Annotated in this window: 12 protein-coding genes and 1 pseudogene; 1 reads left to right on the forward strand and 12 read right to left on the reverse strand. The window is 42.8% G+C overall.

All coding sequences use genetic code 11. The features are described 5' to 3' along the window. Window positions 1-46: 46 nt before the first annotated feature. The 12 genes and pseudogenes from baeR to purM form a co-directional block, all read right to left on the reverse strand. Complete coding sequence (gene baeR, locus PR725_RS05815; protein ID WP_109912428.1) at window positions 47-742, reverse strand: two-component system response regulator BaeR; 696 nt, start codon at window positions 740-742, stop codon at window positions 47-49. After that, the gene (gene baeS, locus PR725_RS05820; protein WP_109912429.1) at window positions 739-2,127 is read right to left on the reverse strand and encodes a two-component system sensor histidine kinase BaeS; all 1,389 of its coding nucleotides are present in this window, start codon (window positions 2,125-2,127) and stop codon (window positions 739-741) included. Before baeS ends, baeR begins: the two co-directional genes overlap by 4 nt. Continuing rightward, window positions 2,117-5,218, reverse strand: a complete 3,102-nt coding sequence (mdtC, locus tag PR725_RS05825; protein WP_272568027.1) for a multidrug efflux RND transporter permease subunit MdtC — start codon at window positions 5,216-5,218, stop codon at window positions 2,117-2,119. Before mdtC ends, baeS begins: the two co-directional genes overlap by 11 nt. Next, on the reverse strand, window positions 5,218-8,340 hold the full coding sequence (locus PR725_RS05830; RefSeq protein WP_272568029.1) for an MdtB/MuxB family multidrug efflux RND transporter permease subunit: 3,123 nt from the start codon (window positions 8,338-8,340) through the stop codon (window positions 5,218-5,220). The genes mdtC and PR725_RS05830 overlap by 1 nt, the downstream gene beginning before the upstream one ends. Then, on the reverse strand, window positions 8,340-9,584 hold the full coding sequence (locus tag PR725_RS05835; protein WP_109912431.1) for an MdtA/MuxA family multidrug efflux RND transporter periplasmic adaptor subunit: 1,245 nt from the start codon (window positions 9,582-9,584) through the stop codon (window positions 8,340-8,342). The genes PR725_RS05830 and PR725_RS05835 overlap by 1 nt, the downstream gene beginning before the upstream one ends. Before the next feature lie 246 nt (window positions 9,585-9,830). Then, entirely contained in the window at window positions 9,831-11,183 is a 1,353-nt protein-coding gene (locus tag PR725_RS05840; protein ID WP_004911396.1) for an MFS transporter, read from the reverse strand. A gap of 584 nt (window positions 11,184-11,767) precedes the next feature. Next, window positions 11,768-13,054 (reverse strand): annotated as a pseudogene (gene mgtE / locus PR725_RS05845) (magnesium transporter); the annotation flags it as partial. Between the two features lie 360 nt (window positions 13,055-13,414). Then, window positions 13,415-14,944, reverse strand: coding sequence for an exopolyphosphatase (locus PR725_RS05850; RefSeq protein ID WP_109912433.1), 1,530 nt, complete (start codon window positions 14,942-14,944; stop codon window positions 13,415-13,417). Window positions 14,945-14,948: 4 nt separating this feature from the next. Then, window positions 14,949-17,018, reverse strand: a complete 2,070-nt coding sequence (gene ppk1, locus PR725_RS05855) for a polyphosphate kinase 1 (RefSeq protein ID WP_123381894.1) — start codon at window positions 17,016-17,018, stop codon at window positions 14,949-14,951. Window positions 17,019-17,072: 54 nt separating this feature from the next. Then, the gene (gene speG, locus PR725_RS05860; RefSeq protein WP_004911388.1) at window positions 17,073-17,660 is read right to left on the reverse strand and encodes a spermidine N1-acetyltransferase; all 588 of its coding nucleotides are present in this window, start codon (window positions 17,658-17,660) and stop codon (window positions 17,073-17,075) included. Window positions 17,661-17,893: 233 nt separating this feature from the next. Continuing rightward, window positions 17,894-18,532 carry a phosphoribosylglycinamide formyltransferase gene (gene purN, locus PR725_RS05865; RefSeq protein ID WP_004911384.1) on the reverse strand — a complete coding sequence of 213 codons (639 nt, stop codon included), beginning with the start codon at window positions 18,530-18,532 and terminating at the stop codon, window positions 17,894-17,896. Continuing rightward, window positions 18,532-19,572, reverse strand: coding sequence for a phosphoribosylformylglycinamidine cyclo-ligase (purM, locus tag PR725_RS05870; protein WP_272568041.1), 1,041 nt, complete (start codon window positions 19,570-19,572; stop codon window positions 18,532-18,534). The genes purN and purM overlap by 1 nt, the downstream gene beginning before the upstream one ends. Window positions 19,573-19,927: 355 nt before the next feature. On the opposite strand from purM, the gene upp reads away from it, so the two are divergent. Further along, entirely contained in the window at window positions 19,928-20,554 is a 627-nt protein-coding gene (upp, locus tag PR725_RS05875; protein WP_004253541.1) for a uracil phosphoribosyltransferase, read from the forward strand. Window positions 20,555-20,605: the final 51 nt, after the last annotated feature.

Consider the following 20,605-nt stretch of genomic DNA (forward strand, 5'->3'; position numbering starts at 1 on the left):
CTAAAAAAACCAAATATCCCACAAGAATAGTATGTCTATTGGTTACTTAACATTCATCCCAACGGTAGCCAAGGCCATAGATTGACCGAATAAAAGTTTTTTCGTTATCGAGGGACTCTAATTTACGGCGTAAATTTTTGACGTGGCTATCAATTGTACGGTCTGTTACCACGCGGTGGTCGTCATACAAGATATCCAGTAACTGGTCGCGAGAAAATACCATGCCTGCATTATCAGACATAAATTTAAGCAACCGAAACTCAGCAGGTGTGAGTTCAAGTAACTGTGAGCCATAGCGTACTTGGAAGGCATTTTCATCGATAATAAGTTTGGTTTGGTTATTGTTGGTCGTTATGTTTGGTTGGCAACGACGTAAAATCGTTTTGACACGAGCCACAACTTCTCGTGGGCTAAATGGTTTACAAATATAGTCGTCAGCGCCGATTTCTAACCCTAATAAGCGATCAATCTCTTCAGTTTTTGCCGTCACCATAATAATGGGAACATCACTGAATTTTCGCAGTTCACGACACACTGAAATACCGTCCAGACCCGGTAACATTAAATCTAATAAAATGAGCGCAGGTTGGTGTTGTTTCACATACTCAATGACTTCGTCGCCACGTGCAATTAACGCAGGTTGGTAGTTTGCAGCTTGTAAGTAATCAAACAGCAGTTGGCCTAGTTTAGGTTCATCCTCCACAACCAAAATAGGGGTATTGCTCTGTTCAGCCATGATCATAACCCTTTATCTTTTAATTGAATCGGCAAATTGATGGTAATTTTGACACCTCCTAATGATGACGGTGCTGCAGAAATTGTACCATGATGAGCCTCAACAATATTATAGCAAATGGCCAGTCCTAAACCGGAACCACCACTGGCGCGATTACGTGAGCCTTCAGCGCGATAAAAACGCTCAAATAAATGTTGGCATTGCTCAGCTGTAAGCCCCGGGGCGCTATCTTGCCAAATTATACAGAGCTGGTCTTGGTCTTGTGTGATTTGGATGGCAATTTTACCTTGTGGATCCGTATAGCGTAAGCTGTTTTCCATTAAATTATAGAACAACTGGGTGATGCGATCTGGGTCTGCAAACACGTAGCCTTCTGCAATAAATTTCCGTTCAACTGAAAGTTGTTGGTCTTCTAACCGCCAGCGGGCTTGGCCTATTGCCATTTCAATTAAAGGGATAATATCGGTAAGTTGCATACGGTAGACCAATGAACCTCTATCCGATAATGAGAGCTGGTGGAGGTCATTAACTAGCTTAATTAAAGTTTGGGTTTCATTGAGTAGAGAATTGATTGTTTCGGGAGTGGCTTGCCGGACGCCATCTTGCACTGCTTCTAATTCGCCTCGCAGAACTGATAATGGTGTGCGGAGTTCATGGGAAATATCCGCCATATAGTCACGACGCATTTGTTCGTTTTTTTCGAGAGTCGAGGCCAGATGGTTAAAATCTTTAGCCAGTTGCCCTAGTTCATCGCGGCCAGATTCAGGAACTCGTGTGGCAAAGTCACCATTGGCGAGCCGGTTAGTGCCCTCGAGTAACCGCTTAATCGGTTTTAAAAAGCTACGAGCAAGGAACAATGTGGCAATCAGAGCCACAAACAAAGATAGCCCAGCGATGATCCAACTGGTATACATTTGCTTGGTATCAAAACGGCGGTCAAGGGCGCTGCTAATTCCTGTTTCATAACTGGCAACGAGCCAGCCGACGGTATCGCCATTGCTAGTAACAATAGGTTCACGAAGAACTTTACTCGGCAAGGGCGTGTCTTGCCCGAAAATGAGTCGGTCTTGTGTATCATAAACCCAAAAAAAGGTTCGCCAGCGTTGGCGCATCGGGCCACGATGTTGTTGATGTTCTACAGAACGCAAAATGCGAAAGAAAATGCGATCATTACCAATCAAAAACCGCCAATTGCCCATTTCTTCATATTGTTCGGCAAGGGCAGAAGAAACCAGCTCAACGCGTTGTTGATCATTTTCTTTAATATAATCAATAAAGCCGTGCTGGAAACTCATGCGTACGCCTTGGTGCATAATCAGCACTAACAACAAGCATGTCGCAAAAATAGCCAGAAAAAGCCGAGTACTCACGCTATTCAACCTAAGCTTCATGGGTATCCTCCGCAATTTGCTGCGTTACTGATTTCTTGCGCTGCCAACGTTGTCTCAAGCTATCAAAACTTAAATACACAACAGGGGTGGTAAATAACGTTAGCAATTGGCTCATTATTAAGCCACCGACAATGGTGATCCCGAGAGGTTGACGGAGTTCTGCGCCATCACCACTACCCAACATTAACGGTAATGCACCAAAAATAGCTGCGAGTGTTGTCATCAAAATAGGGCGAAAACGTAATAAACTGGCACGAAAGATGGCTTCTCGGGCGGTTAAACCCGCCGTTCTCTGGGCTTGAATGGCAAAATCCACCATAATAATCGCGTTCTTCTTGACGATCCCAATTAATAGCATGATGCCAATTAAGGCGATTAAACTAAATGGCGTATCAAATAATTCAAGAGCTAATAATGCCCCGACACCTGCAGAGGGTAGGGTTGATAAAATAGTCAGTGGGTGAATATAACTTTCATATAATATACCCAGAACCAAATAAACGGTCACAATGGCGGCTAAAATTAAAAACAATTGTGACTGTAAGGTTTCTTGGAATATTTGTGCCGTTCCTGCAAAAGTGCCTCTTACCGTCGATGGTACGCCAAGTGCAGTCATGGTTTTTTCAATTTCGACAATGGCATCATTTAAGGTATAGCCGTCCGCAACATTAAACGCGATAGTGGATGAAGCAGATAGCCCTTGGTGATTCACACTTAGCGGTGCATTTGCGGGTTGCCAACGTGCAAAATAAGACAGTGGGATAGCGTCTCCATCTTTGTTGATGACAAACATTTTGTCGAGAGCACTGACATCTTGCGTATATTCAGGAGCAACTTCCATCACGACTTTATATTGGTTCATCGCCTCATAAATAGTGGAAACTTGGCGTTGGCCAAATGCGTTGTTAAGCAGACTGTTAGCTTCACGGACATCGATACCTAGCTGGGCCATTAAGTCCCTATCGTAGGTGATCGCCATTTCCGCGCCTTTGTCTTCCTTATCCGAGTTCACATCTGTTAGCTGTGGCAATTCACCGAGTGCTTTACGAATAGCGGGTTCCCAGTCACGCAATGCTGAAAGTTCATCTGCAAGCAGGGTAAACTGGTAACTGGCATTGGCCTGTCGACCTCCCACACGAATATCTTGTACTGGCATCATAAACAGGTTAGCCCCAGGCTCATTGGCTAATTTCATGCGTAACCGATTAATGACTTCAGCTGAACTTTCAGTACGTTCACCCAGTGGTTTTAATGAGATATACATAAAACCGCTGTTTACTCGGCTACCGCCAGTAAAACCGGTGACATTATCCGTCGCTGGGTCGGCTTTAACTTGCTGCATAAAACGGGTCATTTTTTCTTTCATTGACTGAAATGAAATGCTTTGGTCTGCGCGCACAAAGCCCAGCACTCGGCCAGTATCTTGTTCAGGAAAGAAAGTCTTCGGAACGGTGATATACAGGTAAACATTTAAGCCGATTGTGGCAAATAGCATCGCGAGAACACTCCGGCGATGTCCGAGCACCCAATTTAAAGCGACACCATAGCTTTCTTGCAAACGCAGTAACACACGTCCAAACCCACGATGTTTGGCTTTGACGTTGCGAGGACGTTTCTTCAGTAAATAAGCACACATCATGGGGGTGAGCGTTAGCGAAATCACCAATGAAATACCGATAGCGGTTGCAAGGGTAATAGCAAATTCGCGAAATAAGCGCCCGACTAGCCCATCCATTAGCAATAGGGGAATAAAAACAGCCACCAAAGAAATGCTCATGGAAACGACAGTAAAGCCGACTTCATGCACGCCTTTAACCGCGGCAATAAACGGTTTTGTGCCATTTTCGATATGACGTGAGATATTTTCTAATACCACAATCGCATCATCGACCACAAAGCCAGTCGCAACCGTTAGTGCCATCAATGACAAGTTATTTAAACTAAAGCCACATAAATACATGGCCGTAAAAGTTCCAATCAATGAGACGGGGACGGCAACAGCAGGGATCAAAGTAGCGCGACCTGAACGTAAGAATAGCAACACAACGAGGATCACCAAGGCAACGGCAATCAGTAGGGCGCGCTCGACTTCCGCTAAAGACGCGCGGATGGTCGGTGTCCTATCTTGTGCTACTTTTAACTCAATGGCGGCGGGGATCATATCATTGAATTCGGGTAATTCATCACGAATACGGTTAACCGTTTCAATGATATTGGCACCCGCTTCACGACGAATGACAATCAAAATAGCCGGTTTACCGTCTGCCATACCTGCCGCACGCACGTTTTCAATGGAATCTTTAACATTGGCGACATCGCTGAGTTTAACGGCATTACCTTGGCTATAATGAACAATAATGGGTCGATAATCTGCGGCTTTTTTTAGTTCATCATTGGTCTGTACCTGATAACGTTTTTCGTCATCATTGATATAGCCTTGCGGTTGGCGAACGTTAGCACTGCTGATGGCTGAGCGCACGGCATCAAGGGAAACCCCTTGGTTAAATAGGGCGGTTGGGTTGAGTTCAACGCGTACGGCAGGGAGCGAGCCTCCCCCCACAGAAACTTCACTAACCCCTTCAATTTGGGCAATTCGTTGGGCTAAACGCGTCGAAGCAATATCATAAATTTCGCCAGTATTTAGGGTGTCTGAGGTCATGGTCAAAATCATAATTGGCGCATCAGACGGGTTTGACTTGTAATAACGTGGACGGCTTGGCATACCGCTGGGTAGCAGGTTCTGTGCGGCATTAATTGCGGCTTGAACTTCGCGTGCAGCGTTATTAATGTCTTTGTCGAGATTGAACTCTAGTGTAATGGTGGTTCGCCCAAGCGCACTGCTTGAGGTCATTTCACTGATCCCAGCAATACTGCCTAAAGAGCGTTCAAGTGACGTCGCAACGGAGGACGCCATAGTTTCGGGTGATGCCCCTGGAAGTGACGCTGTCACGTTAATCACAGGGTAGTCCACTTGAGGCAACGGAGAAACGGGTAAAAACAGAAAGCTCAGGGCACCACACAAAGTAATCGCAACGCTGATAAGCGTCGTTGCTACCGGTCGGCTAATAAACAGAGCAAAAAAGCGCTTCATTATGACACCTGTGCCTTCTTCGCTTGGCGACGGTCTTTAAAGTAATGAGAAAGACGGTCGAACAATAAGTAAATAACTGGTGTGGTAAATAAAGTGAGGATTTGGCTCATAATTAAGCCACCAACCATACAAATCCCTAATGGTTGACGTAATTCTGCACCTACACCAGTACTCAGCATCAATGGTAAGGCACCCAGCAAGGCCGCCATGGTGGTCATTAGAATTGGGCGAAACCGCAGCAAGCAAGCTTGATAGATGGCATCATAAGGGGACATTCCCTGTTCACGCTCCGCGGCAAGGGCAAAGTCAATCATCATAATGGCATTCTTTTTCACAATGCCAATTAGTAAGATGATGCCGATGACCGCGATGACATCAAGGTCTTTCCCTGCCATCATTAAAGCAAGTAATGCACCAACCCCGGCTGTCGGTAGGGTAGATAAAATCGTAATCGGGTGGATAAAACTCTCATATAAAATGCCCAATACGATATACATCGCCACAATGGCAGCTGCAATTAACCAAATAGTACTGCTCAGTGCCGCTTCAAAGGCTAAAGTCGCTCCTTGGAATTGCGTTGTAATAGATTTTGGCATCGCAATTTGAGATTCGGCCAATTTCACTGCATTGACAGCTGACTCTAGAGAAGCGCCATCCGCTACATTAAACGAAAAAGTCACCGCGGGAAATTGGTCTAGGTGATTAATGGCTAATGGCCCATTACCTTCTTGAATGTTCACTAAAGTACTCAGTGGTACAATGGCACCATCAGTCCCTTTTAGACGGATATCATTCAGCGCATCCATACCATCACGGGTTTGTGTGTCATGTTCTAATATCACACGATATTGATTTGATTGCGTATAGATAGTCGAAATCATTCGCTGCCCAAACGCATTATATAAGGCGTTATCAATAGCCGACATCGTGATACCAAAACGGCTTGCCGTATCACGATTAACATTCACATAGGCAACTAACCCTTTATTTTGCCAATCACTACTGACATCGGTGAGTTCAGGTTGTTGTTCTAGGGCATCTAACAAGCGTGGAACCCAAGTGGTTAATTCTTCTAATGAACCAGCCTGTAAAGTAAATTGATACTGTGTGCGCGCTACTTGCGTATCGATGGTGAGATCTTGCATGGGTTGCAGATAGAGATTCACTCCAGCAATGTTATCAACGGATTGCTGGAGACGATCAATAATCGCCATCACTCTGTCTTCACGCTCATCAAGAGGCTTTAATGTAATTTGGAGACGCGCATTGTTTAATGTCGGGTTGCTGCCATCAACACCCACATAGGTGGTGACATTGTCGACTGCAGGATCTGCTAATAATTTTGACGCGACTTCTTGCTGCTTTTGCGCCATGGCTGCAAATGAAATAGATTGGCGGCTTTCAATTGAGCCCTGAATAATTCCACTGTCTTGCAAAGGGAAAAAACCTTTTGGGATCCACAGATACAGTAAAACAGTCAGCACCATGGTACCTAGCGCCACAGAAAGGGTTAACCATTGGTGATTAAGAATACGTTTTAACCAAATTGCGTATCCAGCAACCATACGGTCAAAGAAGCGCTCACACGCTAGTTCAAAACGGTTATGTTTATGCTGCGACTCCGGTTTTAATAAACGCGCACACATCATTGGCGTTAGCGTCAATGAGACGACAGCAGAGATCAAAATAGCCACGGCTAGGGTAATGGCAAACTCGCGGAATAACCGGCCGACAATATCCCCCATAAATAACAGTGGGATTAATACTGCAACCAAGGAAAAGGTGAGGGAAATAATGGTAAATCCGATTTCACCAGCCCCTTTGAGTGCGGCGACCAGCGGTTTATCGCCTTGCTCTAAGTAGCGAGAAATATTTTCAATCACCACTATCGCATCATCGACCACAAAACCGGTGGCGATGGTTAAAGCCATTAGGGTGAGGTTATTGACAGAAAAACCACAGAAATACATCACTGCAAAGGTGCCAACAAGTGACAACGGTACGGCAATACCCGGTATTAAGGTGGCAATTCCATTGCGTAAAAACAAGTAAATCACCATCACTACGAGGGCGATGGCTAGCATTAATTCAAATTGGACATCATTAACGGATGCACGAATGGTACTGGTTCTATCGGTTAAAATTTCGACATTAACCGATTTAGGTAAGCTTTCAATCAATTCGGGCAATAGCGTACGAATGGTATCTGTGGTTTCAATCACGTTAGCGCCGGGCTGTCGCTGAACATTGATCACAATCGCTTGCTCATTATTCGCCCATGCACCTAAATAGGCATTTTCAGCACCTTGTGCAATGGTTGCAATATCACCTAAACGTACCGGCGCACCATTTAGGAAGGCCACAATAAGTTGATGATAGTCGTCAAGTGACTTCATTTGGTCGTTAGCAGACAGCGTTACCGCGCGCGTAGGGCCATCGAAACTCCCTTTTGCGGAGTTGACGTTCGCATTATTAATGGCAAGGCGAATTGTTTCGCTATCTAGCCCTTTAGCAGCCATGGCTTGTGGGTTGATATTCACACGAACAGCAGGACGTTGGCCGCCGGCTAACGTCACTAAGCCCACTCCATTTACTTGGGATATCTTCTGGGCAATTCGCGTTTCAATAATATCCTGTACTTGCGTTAACGGCATTGCATCAGAGGTGACCGCTAAGGTGAGTACAGGTGGATCAGCAGGGTTTACCTTATTATAAATTGGAGGATAGGGTAAATCCGATGGTAGTAAGCTACTGGCAGAATTAATCGCTGCTTGAACTTCTTGTTCAGCAACTTCTAGAGGCAAGGTTAATTGGAACATCAGCGTGATAACGGATGCCCCTCCTGAACTTTGCGATGACATCTGTTTAAGCCCTGACATTTGGCCGAACTGGGTTTCCAGTGGTGCTGTCACTGCCGAGGTCATCACATCAGGGCTGGCGCCTGGGTAAAGGGTAACAACTTGAATCGTTGGGTAATCGACTTCAGGCAGGGCAGAAACAGGTAAGAAGCGATAACCGATGATCCCTGCGAGTAATATAGCCACCATGAATAATGTGGTTGCTACAGGGCGCAAAATAAATAAACGAGAAGGCCCACCGCCTTTTAACATTTCAGGCCGCATTACGCTTTCTCCGCGCTATTAGGTTTACCTTTGCGGGGCTCTTTTTTAGCGATGCCTTCAGGGGTAACAACTTCGACCGTTGTGCCATCGGTGAGTTTATCAACACCATCCGTGATGACTTTGGTATTTGCCGCGAGCCCACTTTCAATAACCACTTGTTGGCTATCTTGCATACCCACGGTTACATTGTGTTTACTGACTTTATTATCATCACTCAGTATCCAAACATAATGGCCTTCATTGCCCATTTGCAGTGCAGCGGTTGGGATCACCACGGCATTTTGCAGCGTTTCAACTTGCATTTTTACGTTAACAAATTGATTAGGAAAAAGTTTTTCTTCTTCATTGGTAAAGCGCGCTTTTATTTTCAGCGTGCCGGTCGCAGCATCAATTTGGTTATCAGTACTGAGTAGCTCACCACTTGCGATTAGCGCGATATTGTTTCTGTCCCAAGCTTCAATCAATACTTTCTCACCAGAGGATTGTGCCTGCTGGATCGCGGGAATATCGCCCTCAGGTAACGCAAAAAGGACATCTGCAGGTTGAGTTTGCGTGATGACGACAAGAGGAGTTGAGGTTCCGGAAGAGATAAAGTTTCCAACATCCACTTGTTTTAAACCCACGCGTCCTGAGATAGGCGCAGTAATTTTACTGTAGGTTAATTGCAGTTTGGCATTATCAACAGCTGCTTGGTCAACTTTAATACTGCCTTGAGCCTGTAATACCGCCGCTTTTTGGTTATCTAACTCTTGTTGCGAAATCACTTTAGTGCCAGCAAGCTTTTGATAACGAGCTAAATCTAATTGTGCATTTGCTAATGTTGCTTTGTCTTTTGCCAATTGCCCCTCTGCTTGTGATAGCTGAACTTCAAATGGGCGAGGGTCAATCTGTGCCAATAAATCTCCCTTATTGACGTATTGCCCTTCGGTAAAATACAGCTGCATTAACTGGCCTTCAACACGGCTGGTTACAGTGACAACATTCGCGGCTTGGACTGTGCCTAAACCCGATAAAAAGCGCGGAACGACTTTTTGTTCTGCGACGGCAAATTGTACAGGGGCTAAAACACGTGGTGGGCGGCCCATTGCACTTCGCTGTGAGTTTGGTTTTGCTACGGCGTCAGTAGATTGTGTATCTGATTGTTTTTCTTGATGATAAAAATACCAAGAAGCGCCAGCTGCCGCAATAATGGCAATAAAAATGGCAGAGCGAATAAAAGGTTTACGTTGTTTTTGTTTATTCATTTTGGGTAATTCGCTTAACTCAAAAAAGTGGATGAGATCCGTCAGGCTGTATACTAAAAAACTAACAAAAAAGAGTCAGTTAGACATATTAGTAGTTTAACGTGATAGGTACAAAGAAAAATGGAGGAAATATGAATAAGTGTCAATTTCTGTACTTGTATGCTGCGGTGTGTGTAAAGGAGGGCGTGGGGGAAATTAATTTTTCTCAATAAGAATTGCACCCTAATAAATAGGGTGCAAGAAATGTTATAAGCTAGAAGCGTTTAGAACCGCAGATTTTTCGTTTGAGGATTCAGAATTGACTGTCCAACCCTTCCAAGATAGAGGAATAAAGGCTACAGCAACCGCTAATAATGAGACGCCAGCAACATAATAGGCAGGTGCCATGTGAGACTGCTGCAACCAAGCACCAGTTAATATTGGTGTTAAACCACCAAAAATTGCATAAGCCACATTGTAAGCGAATGACAGGCCAGAATAGCGAATTTCAGGTGGAAATGCGCGTGTACTGATAATTGGTGTCGTTGCAATCGCGCCAACAAAGAAGCCCATCAAGCCATAGTTAAAAATCAACGTACTCGCCGCAATATCACTGGATAATGACGAATAGAAGTAAATTGCCGTTACGGCCAATCCACCCCAGGATAAAGTCATTGAGGTACGTGTTCCTGTTTTATCACCTAACCAACCCCAGAAGATACAGCCTAATGTTAAGGTTAATGTTGCGGCACAGTTAGCTTGCAATGCAATATTTCGGTCAATGTTATAGATCCCTTTTAACACCACATCTGGCGTCATCAAAATAGTGACAACGATAGCGGTTGATAATGACCACGTCAGTGCTGCCGTGATCATACAGGCTTGCTTATGAGATTTAATCACAGTTTTGACGGGTAATTCTTGTGACAAAGCTTTTTTAGCGGCCAGTTCTTTGAATATCGGAGTTTCTTGTAAAAAACGGCGTAAATACACAGAAATAAACCCAAAAATACCACCAAGAATAAATGGAATACGCCATGCGAAATCATGAATTTCAGTTGTGGTATAAGAGCGTTCAATAATAATAGCGACGATAGAGCCTAATAAAATACCGCCAGTGATCCCAGAAGTCAGTGTACCAACACCTAAGCCATAGCGTTGCTTTGGTGTATGCTCTGCAATAAATACCCATGCTCCTGGCATTTCACCACCAATCGCGGCACCTTGCATAATACGCATTAACAGCAGCAGTAATGGGGCTGCAGCACCAATGGTTTCAAAAGTCGGTAAAAAACCAATCACAAATGTTGGGAATGCCATTAAGAAAATACTTAAGGTAAACATTTTCTTGCGGCCAATTTTATCTCCAAAGTGAGCCATAATAATGCCACCAAGAGGACGAGCAAGATAACCTGCTGCAAATAGGCCCAGTGTTGCCATTAGCGCGAGAAATTCGTTATCCCCTGGAAAAAATAGTTGGGAAATAATTTTTGCGTAAAAAACAAAGATAACGAAGTCGTAAAACTCAAGGGTACCCCCTAAAGAGGATAAGCCTAATGTTTTATAGTCTTCTTTGCCCAAAGGCCTCGCAGAGGGCTGGCTGGCTGTTTGCGGTGTCATTATAGTTTCCTTCTAACTACCTGAAATACTAAATTGCATAAATTCAAAATAATAAGCATTGGCTCATAATAATGAGCTAATCATTTTTATTGGTGCAGATAAGAGGTATAAAACGTTGGATGGGTATAACTTAGTTTAATACACAGTATCTTTTTTGCATGTGTATATTTATAGCAGGAAATTCTATATTCTGTAAACCTCAACCCTAAAAACAAGAATAACATTCCAATTAGTTTTGTTTGTCTGGATTATTGATTTGGTGCGATGATAAATAACCTTATATGATGTTAATAATATGAATTTTGCAGAATATCGTATATTTAAATTAGTCAGTTACAGTGTTAATTATATTTAATTTAATAAATTCTTACTGAAATATAGTAAACAAATATTACCTAATTATTTTTTGTTATAATTAACTTTATTCATCTCGATAAACTAAATAACTATAAAAGCATTTAATTAATAGATAAATAACAAGCCTACTTGCGAAAATTTGGGTTTTTAACGGGATTTTGTTAGTACAGGGAGTGTTTTGTAAACTGCACGCGCCCGCCAAGAAACAGGACGCGTGCAAAGTAAATTTAAACGAGGAATAGTGTGGCTAAGCCAAGGAAAATAAAGAACCCGCCAGTGTCTGTGATAGCGGTGATCATCACGCTAGAGCCGATAGCAGGGTCTTTGCCCATTTTCAGCATAATGAGCGGAATAAGCACCCCCATAATCGCTGCCATCAGTAGGTTCAAAATCATCGCTAATGTCATGACAGCGCCCATAGCGATATCGCCATATAGGAAATAGGTAACGACACCCATAATTCCGCCCCAAACAACGCCATTAATAAAGGCGACGCCAAGCTCTCTTAACATTAAGAAAGAGAAACTATTATTTTGTATCTGGTGCAGGGCAATGGCGCGAACAATCATGGTGATGGTTTGGTTTCCCGTATTTCCCCCAATTCCTGCCACAATTGGCATTAATGTGGCTAACGCGACTAATTGGGAAATGGTATCTTCAAAGACGCCAATAACACGAGAAGCGACAAAAGCGGTACATAGGTTAATGGCTAACCATGTCCAACGGGTTTTAACGGCTTGGCCAACCGGGGCGAAAACGTCTTCTTCAGGGCTTAACCCCCCCATACGACGAATACTGTTATCGTTTTCTTCACTGATGTTATCAACGATATCTTCAACCGTCAGGCGGCCCATCAGTAGGCCGCTATTATCAACAACAGCAGCAGAAATTAAGTCATAACGTTCGAACGCACTAGCGGCATCTTCGCCTTTTTCATCGGGCAAGAAGGTCACAGTGTCAGTTTTCATGACATCGGCCACTATTTTTTCAGGGGATTGCGTCAAAATAGTGGTTAGTGGTAATTCACCTTGCAGATAATTATTGTTATCGACAACAAAAATTTTATCGGTGGCTTCTGGGATCTTGCCTCGTTGGCGTAAATAACGTTGAACCGTTTTTAGTGTCACATTTGGGCGTACGGTGACGAATTCAAAATCCATCATTTGTCCGACGCTATCTTTCGCATATTGTAAAACTTCGCGAATGCGGCTACGTAGGCTAGGCTCTAAATAGGTGAGGAGCCGGCGCATGGTGTCACGAGGTAAATGCTCAGCAATATAAGCTTGTTCGTCAACATGCAAATTAGCAACGGCGCGAAGCAGTTCTCTGTCAGACATATCCTTAATTAGGCTATCCCAAACAGATACGGAGGCCTCAACTAAGACTTCACCACGTTCGTTATTATCAACAAGACGCCATAACGCGAGACGCTCATCATAAGGGAGCATTTCTAAGATATCGGCGATATCCGCAGTGTGTAAATCAAGTAGCAATTCTTTTACAAGACTAATTTTTTCACTAATTGCTTTGTCATCAATACTGACGTGTTGATCATTTTCAACAAGCGCATGGACGAACTCTTCGTCATCTAAAAATAGCGTCAGGATTTGCTGGCGAATATGTGCCAGTTTTTGAGAGTGCGGGTTGACTGTTGGCACCGCATCGATTGAAAAAGCAGGTTGTGACATTTTAATCCTTAAAGCAATAGCAGCGCAAAAGCGCTTTTTATGAATTCGTCTGCGAGCGGACGAAATTTATTATCATTATTGTCGCCTATTTAAATAATATATCAAATAGTTGAGTCAAATAAGCGGTGATTTCAAAGTCATCAGCGATGAAGAATAAGCATAAATCACTACAATAATGGCCGCAAATCACTCATTTTCTGCACAAATAGTTAACGACCAACCGGGGACATCTTCCCAATAGCCACTTTCTTTTTCTAAATCCAATATCATCAATGTATTTTGCACGAGATATTCAGATGGTAAATAGAGAGTCCAGTGCCCATCATCCGTTTCTATCCGTAACGAAGAGGGGATTGTGGTAGATTGGCGTTGATTATTTAACAAAATGGCTAGCCGCAAAATTTGAATAAGCGGCATAAATTGTTTTCTTTTAAATAAATTAAATTTAGGGATATCGTCATACTTAATAGCCCTACGATGATTACGTACTAATGTTGCCAGTAATAGTTGCTGTTCTTGGTTGAAGCCCGGTAAGTTGGTATTTTGCAAAATATAAGCAGAATGGCGGTGCATACCACTATGATTAATACTTAACCCAACCTCATGGAGCATAACTGCCCATATTAAAATGGATTCCAGTTGTGGGTTAAGTTGCTTAGGGTTTTGTTGTCCCCACTGGAAATAGAGTTCTTCCATGGTTTTTAATACGCGTTTAGCTTGCTCTCTATCGATATTATAATGCTCAGCAAGGCTTAAAGCAGTACGCTGGCGGATATCTTGGTGGCGGAAACGGCCTTCCATTTCATATAAAACACCTTCACGCAATGCACCGTCAGACAAACGTAACTCTTTAATTTCTAATGAATCAAATACGGCAAGTAAAATCGCTAAGCCAGGAACAAATACGTGTTTACGTTCATTCGATAGGCCTAATATATTCAGGGTGCTAAATGACTTATATTTCAACGCCATTTGCTTGATTTCGATAAGACGTTCCCGCGTAATAATACCGTCTTTATAGCCTAATTCTTGTATCACACTATGGGCAGCTTTGATGGTGCCCGAGGCGCCCATCGCAACGTCCCAAGTTTGTTTCTTAAATAAAATCGCGGTGCTTTCTAATTTTAAGCAAGCCCCTAGGTAGGCTCGATTGAAATATTCAGGGGTAATTTCTTCATTTGGAAAGTAAGTACGGGCAAAGCTAACACAGCCCATACGGCGGCTTTCAATCAAAAGCGGCTCAAATTTTTCACCAATAACTAACTCTGTCGAACCACCACCGATATCGAGTACTAATTTACGGCCTTTTTCGGGTTGAGTGTGCTCAACGCCCATAAAAATTAACCGTGCTTCTTCTTGACCTGAAATAATTTCAATAGGGTAAGGCATGATTTCTTTAGCGCGCTGCAAAAACAGTTTTACATTCGTTGCTACACGTAATGAATGAGTGCCAACAATGCATACGTTTTCAGGGGGAAAGCCTTGTAACCGTTCGGCAAACAACGCGAGGCAGGCAAGCCCACGTTCCATGGCTTCTTCACTTAATTCATTGGTATCACTTAGACCATCAGCTAGGTGAACACGTTTTTTTAACCGTGTAAGAACTTGCAATGCACCATTAACGATGCGAGCAATGACCATGTGAAAACTGTTTGAGCCTAAATCTATAGCCGCAATTTCTTGTGGTCTCGGTGTTGAGGCGTTGGTTATTGGCATATTTTTAAGCTCTTGTATCCGGTGTTTCGATTGATTTTAAATAATCATACACAGCAAGCTGGGCCTGAATTTTACGTTTATTTCCGCGGGGAACATAATGATTACTTAAATCTTTGTCAACATAACGTGCTTTAACAGTATCGCTAAATTGCAACTCTAAAATATCCAATACCCGTTGTTTTAAATGCGGGTCGACTAAGCTAACGGCGACTTCAATGCGGTAATCAATGTTGCGGGTCATCCAGTCAGCAGAAGAAATAAAGACTTTTTCGTCCCCCGCATTGGTGAAAACATAAACACGGTCATGTTCAAGAAAGCGGTCAACAATACTGGTTACCTGAATATTTTCACTGTAGCCGACTTGGCCGGCGACTAAAGAGCACATCCCTCTGACTAATAAACGAATTTTGACACCTGCATTGGAGGCATCGTACAGTTTGTCAGTCAATTCTTTGTCGACTAAGTTATTAATTTTTAATGTGATACCACTGGGCCGTTCAGCGAGCGCATTTTCGATTTCTTGGTCAATTAAGGCCATCAAACGAATACGTGTATTTTGTGGTGATACCATTAAATTATCGAAAGTCACTGGGCGGTAAGGGTTTTCAATAAAATTAAATACCCGACGAACTTCGTTGGTGATCAGTTCATTTGCAGTGAGTAGGGAGTAATCCGTATAAAGCCGAGCGGTTTTTTCGTTAAAATTGCCCGTACCGATATGGGCATAACGCACGATTTGGCCTTCTTCCATGCGTGAGATAATAAATAATTTTGCATGGATTTTAAGCCCGGGCGCGGAGAAAATAACATGCACGCCCGCTTCAGTTAATCGTTTTGCCCAATGAATATTAGCGGCCTCATCAAATCGTGCTTGTAACTCAACGACCACTGTGACTTTTTTTCCATTATGAGCGGCATGAATGACAGAATCGATAATGCGTGAGTCTTTCGCGACACGGTAAATATTAATTTTAATCGATAATACATTCGGGTCAAAAGACGCTTGGCGCAATAATTCTAAAGTATGTTCAAAGGTATAGTAGGGATAATATAACAGTACATCGCGTTCGCGAATGGCATCGAAACCGTTACGGAAGTTATCAAACCAGCGGTGACGCAGCCTTGGTAATGGCTTGTTTAATAGGTTTTTATTTCCTTCATTAGGGAAATTAATAAAGTCTTTAAAATTGTGGTAGCGGCCACCGGCAATCACGGAGTCATCGCTGGATAGCCCCAGTTTTTCACGTAAAAGAGCAACCATTTCGTCAGGCATATCACGCTGATAGACAAAACGGACGGGTTCTGCGGTTAAACGTTGTTTTAATGTAGATGACATTATTTCGAGCAAGCTCGATTCCATCTCTGTTGCGATGTCGTACTCTGCATCACGCGTCATTTTCATCGAATAGGCATTGAGCTTATCGTAATCAAAAAAACCTTTGAAAATTTCATCGAGCGTATAGCGAAGGATATTATCAATTAGGATCATTGACTTGCGACGCTTTGGCATTTCTGGAGGCAGGTTAACAAACCGCGGGACTTTATCGGATGGAATTTCCAATAGTGCATATTGAATCTGATTGCCATTGATGATTTCAACTGCAAGATAAGTGTAGTCATCTTTTAGAAATTCAACGAGATTGGTATCAGGATTAATTAATATTGGCGTAATATGCTGCCGCAGATTCTGGCGGAAATACTGACGTAACCATATCTGTTGGCGAGGCGAAATTTGACGTTCGTTAATCAAGAATATTTGATTGCGAGCCATTTCCAATAATAAGTCATTATAGAGAATGTCGAATTCTTGTTCTTGTTTGGCAACTCTTGACTGAATTCTCTTTAACAAGTGGCGAGCACCGCTTGCCGAGCCGCGTTCTTCATTAATTAAAATACGGCGTTTAACGTCGGCGAAGCGGACTTTATAAAACTCGTCTAGATTATTGGAATAAATTCCCAAAAAACGCATTCGCTCAATAAGAGGGTTACGCTTGTCGGCTGCTTCTTGTAAAACACGCTCGTTAAAAGACAGCCAGCTTAACTCTTTTTCATGATAGAGACGTTCTTGGGACATTCTAACTCCGTATTAGACTCTTGTTACTTTATGGCTATGATACCAGTCAGTTAGCTAAATGTGTTGTTTAATTGCTTTATCTTGGGTAATAACACTTTCTGGATTAGCAGATTGTTGCTTCATCGTAAAATATTGTTGCTGAAAAATACACATACGGATAGCGGTGTGATAGCGACCATTGACAAAGAATTCGTCGATCAGTTCGCCTTCAGTATGGAAGCCTAGTTTATTATAAATATGGATAGCTTTAACATTTTCTTTATCAACAATAAGATAAAGTTTATATAAGTTTAGTACGGAAAACGCGTAGTCCATTGCTAATTTCGCAGCGCGACTCGCATAGCCATGGCCTTGATGGCTCGGTGCAATGATAATTTGAAACTCAGAGCGTCGGTGAACATAATCAATTTCTACCAATTCGACTAAGCCAACTTTCTCACTGTCATTTTCAACGATAAAACGGCGTTCAGACTGGTCATGAATATGTTTATCGTAAAGATCGCTTAATTCAACGAAAGCTTCATAAGGTTCTTCAAACCAATAACGCATAACACTGGCATTGTTATCAAGCTGGTGAATAAATGCTAAATCTTCACGTTCAAGTGGGCGCAACCTAAACGGATGAACTTGCCCGGTCGTCATAAAAATACCTCTATTTAGTTAGGAAAATGGTTTTGTTCTTCGACTATAAGGATAACATTTATTTGCGATAAAATAATGACACAGCACAGAGAGATTATCACCTTGTTGAAAAATAATTCATTTTACCCAACGCTAATGTTTTTATGTAATAGCTTGCGATCGTGTTTTTATGTGAATGCGAAGAAAAAGGGTGGATACCCACCCTTGAAATGACGTTTTGCTCATCACGAATATTATTCGTTAGCGTAACCTTGTTGCGGTAAAATTCGGTTATCTAACACAGCTTTACCTTTTTGCATTGTTAATCGGCCACTAATGAACCACTCAACAACTAATGGGTAAATCGTATGTTCTTGGGCTTTTACCCGCTCGATAATATCGTCTTCGTTATCCTGTTCAAAGATAGGCACTTTAGCTTGCAAAATAACTGGCCCGCCATCCAGTTCTTCGGTAACGAAATGAACGGATGTGCCATGTTCTTTATCCCCATTTTCTAGCGCTTTACGATGCGTGTGTAAACCGGGGTATTTCGGTAACAAAGAAGGATGGATATTGAGTAATTTACCCGCAAAGTGGTTGACGAATTGGGCTGATAAGATACGCATAAAACCCGCTAATACGACTAAATCAGGCTGATATTGGTCGACTTGTGCGAGTAATGCAGCATCATATGCTTGGCGGTCAGTATACTGTTTGGCATCTAAAAAACAGGCTGGTATTCCAGCCTGTTGTGCCCGAACAAGCCCATAAGCATTGGCTTGGTTGCTAATGACAGCAACAATGTGAGCGCCAATTGCCCCAGTGCGGCAGCTATCAATTAATGATTGCAAATTACTACCGCTGCCAGAAATGAGGACAACAATTTTTTTCATTAGCGGATCACAACCTGCTCTTCACCCGCTGGTAATGCGCCAATTGTACCGATTTGCCATGCGTTTTCGCCAAGCTTGTTCAACAGAGCAAGTGCATTTTCAACTTCCTGTTGTGGTAGAGCAATAATAATCCCCACACCACAGTTGAAGGTACGGTACATTTCATGAGTGCTCACATCACCAGCTTGCTGCAGCCAGTTAAAGACAGCAGGCCATTGCCAGCTGCTACCGTCAATAATTGCTTGTGTGTTGTCAGGCAGTACGCGAGGAATATTTTCCCAGAAACCACCACCAGTAATGTGGGCAATTGCATGGATATCGCTGTTTGCGATCAGCTCTAATACATTTTTAACGTAAATGCGTGTTGGTTCTAATAAGTGGTCAGCTAAAGGTTTCCCATCTAATTGAGTTTCTTCTAGGTTGGTTTGGCTGACTTCGAGGATCTTGCGAACCAGCGAGTAACCATTTGAATGCGGGCCGCTAGAGGCTAAAGCAATTAAGGCGTCTCCAGCACTCACTTTGCTACCATCGATGATTTCTGAGCGTTCAACAACACCCACACAGAAACCAGCCACATCGTAGTCTTCACCATGGTACATTCCCGGCATTTCCGCGGTTTCACCACCCACTAACGCACAACCTGACTGTTTACAACCTTCTGCGATACCCGTAATCACACTCGCAGCGGTATCGACATCTAGTTTACCGGTCGCGTAATAATCAAGGAAGAACAGGGGCTCTGCGCCTTGAACAATCAAGTCATTGACACACATAGCCACAAGGTCAATCCCAATGGAGTCATGACGTTTTAAATCCATTGCTAAGCGTAATTTGGTACCGACACCGTCAGTGCCTGAAACTAAAACAGGCTCACGGTATTTCTGCGGTAGGGAACATAATGCACCGAATCCCCCAAGACCTCCCATGACTTCTGGGCGGCGGGTTTCTTTTACGACACCTTTAATACGTTCAACCAAGGCGTTACCCGCATCAATATCAACACCGGCATCTTTATAGCTGAGAGAGGTTTTATCAGTCACTACGGCCCCCAAGGCAATTACATTTTTGAGAAAAATAACATCATTGACATTATTCTAACAGGCTAGGCAAACGTTTGCGATAGCTTTGTGTTGGAAATTTTTGGGTACGCATAATCGAAGAATGGTAGAACGTTATAGAAGTTGTATAGCAAAATAAGAAATGTATTTATTTAAATCAAATTTGCGGTTTTACCAATTTCAACTTAACTGAGATGAGGTATAATTTTTAAAAAAATGGCGTTAATCGTTGTTGTTTTGACCAAAATCAAGCGTTATCTAGTGGCAACCAAAGCTAAAAGAGGTATAATCCGGCGATTTTTTTGTCCGCCGCCGTCTTAAATAGTAGGAGAAACCCATGAAGATCGTTGAGGTAAAACACCCTCTCGTTAAACATAAACTCGGCCTGATGCGAGATCATGATATAAGCACAAAGCGCTTTCGTGAACTGGCCTCAGAGGTTGGTAGCCTACTGACTTATGAAGCAACTGCTGACCTTGAAACTGAAAAAGTGACTATCGATGGTTGGTGTGGTCCTGTAGAAATAGAACAAATTAAAGGTAAGAAAATCACTGTAGTACCAATTCTTCGTGCGGGTATTGGTATGATGAACGGTGTATTAGATAGCATTCCAAGTGCACGTATCAGTGTGGTAGGTGTTTATCGTGATGAAGAAACACTGCAGCCTGTCCCTTATTTCCAAAAACTCGCCTCTAACATTGAAGAACGTATGGCATTAGTGGTCGACCCAATGTTAGCGACGGGTGGCTCAATGATTGCTACCATTGATTTATTAAAAAATGCGGGTTGTACCTCGATTAAAATCTTAGTTCTTGTTGCAGCGCCTGAAGGTTTAAAAGCGTTGGAAGCTGCGCATCCAGATGTTGAATTATATACCGCTTCAATTGATGAGTATTTAAATGAAGAGGGATATATCGTTCCGGGTCTCGGTGATGCGGGCGACAAGATATTTGGTACTAAATAATGATAAGCCGACTGAGAAGTCGGCTTTTTTTTGATTAATTGTAGAGACTCA

Origin of the sequence: Providencia sp. PROV255 (assembly GCF_028478065.1) — a bacterium.
GTDB lineage: Bacteria > Pseudomonadota > Gammaproteobacteria > Enterobacterales > Enterobacteriaceae > Providencia > Providencia rettgeri.

What these genes read in the sequence shown, in the direction of transcription:
- baeR (WP_109912428.1), bottom strand. Translation starts at nt 742, where the DNA reads ATGATCATGGCTGAACAGAGCAATACCCCTATTTTGGTTGTGGAGGAT.
- PR725_RS05840 (WP_004911396.1), bottom strand. Translation starts at nt 11,183, where the DNA reads ATGACACCGCAAACAGCCAGCCAGCCCTCTGCGAGGCCTTTGGGCAAA.
- speG (WP_004911388.1), bottom strand. Translation starts at nt 17,660, where the DNA reads ATGACGACCGGGCAAGTTCATCCGTTTAGGTTGCGCCCACTTGAACGT.
- upp (WP_004253541.1), top strand. Translation starts at nt 19,928, where the DNA reads ATGAAGATCGTTGAGGTAAAACACCCTCTCGTTAAACATAAACTCGGC.
- purN (WP_004911384.1), bottom strand. Translation starts at nt 18,532, where the DNA reads ATGAAAAAAATTGTTGTCCTCATTTCTGGCAGCGGTAGTAATTTGCAA.
- baeS (WP_109912429.1), bottom strand. Translation starts at nt 2,127, where the DNA reads ATGAAGCTTAGGTTGAATAGCGTGAGTACTCGGCTTTTTCTGGCTATT.
- PR725_RS05835 (WP_109912431.1), bottom strand. Translation starts at nt 9,584, where the DNA reads ATGAATAAACAAAAACAACGTAAACCTTTTATTCGCTCTGCCATTTTT.
- PR725_RS05830 (WP_272568029.1), bottom strand. Translation starts at nt 8,340, where the DNA reads ATGCGGCCTGAAATGTTAAAAGGCGGTGGGCCTTCTCGTTTATTTATT.
- mdtC (WP_272568027.1), bottom strand. Translation starts at nt 5,218, where the DNA reads ATGAAGCGCTTTTTTGCTCTGTTTATTAGCCGACCGGTAGCAACGACG.
- PR725_RS05850 (WP_109912433.1), bottom strand. Translation starts at nt 14,944, where the DNA reads ATGCCAATAACCAACGCCTCAACACCGAGACCACAAGAAATTGCGGCT.
- ppk1 (WP_123381894.1), bottom strand. Translation starts at nt 17,018, where the DNA reads ATGTCCCAAGAACGTCTCTATCATGAAAAAGAGTTAAGCTGGCTGTCT.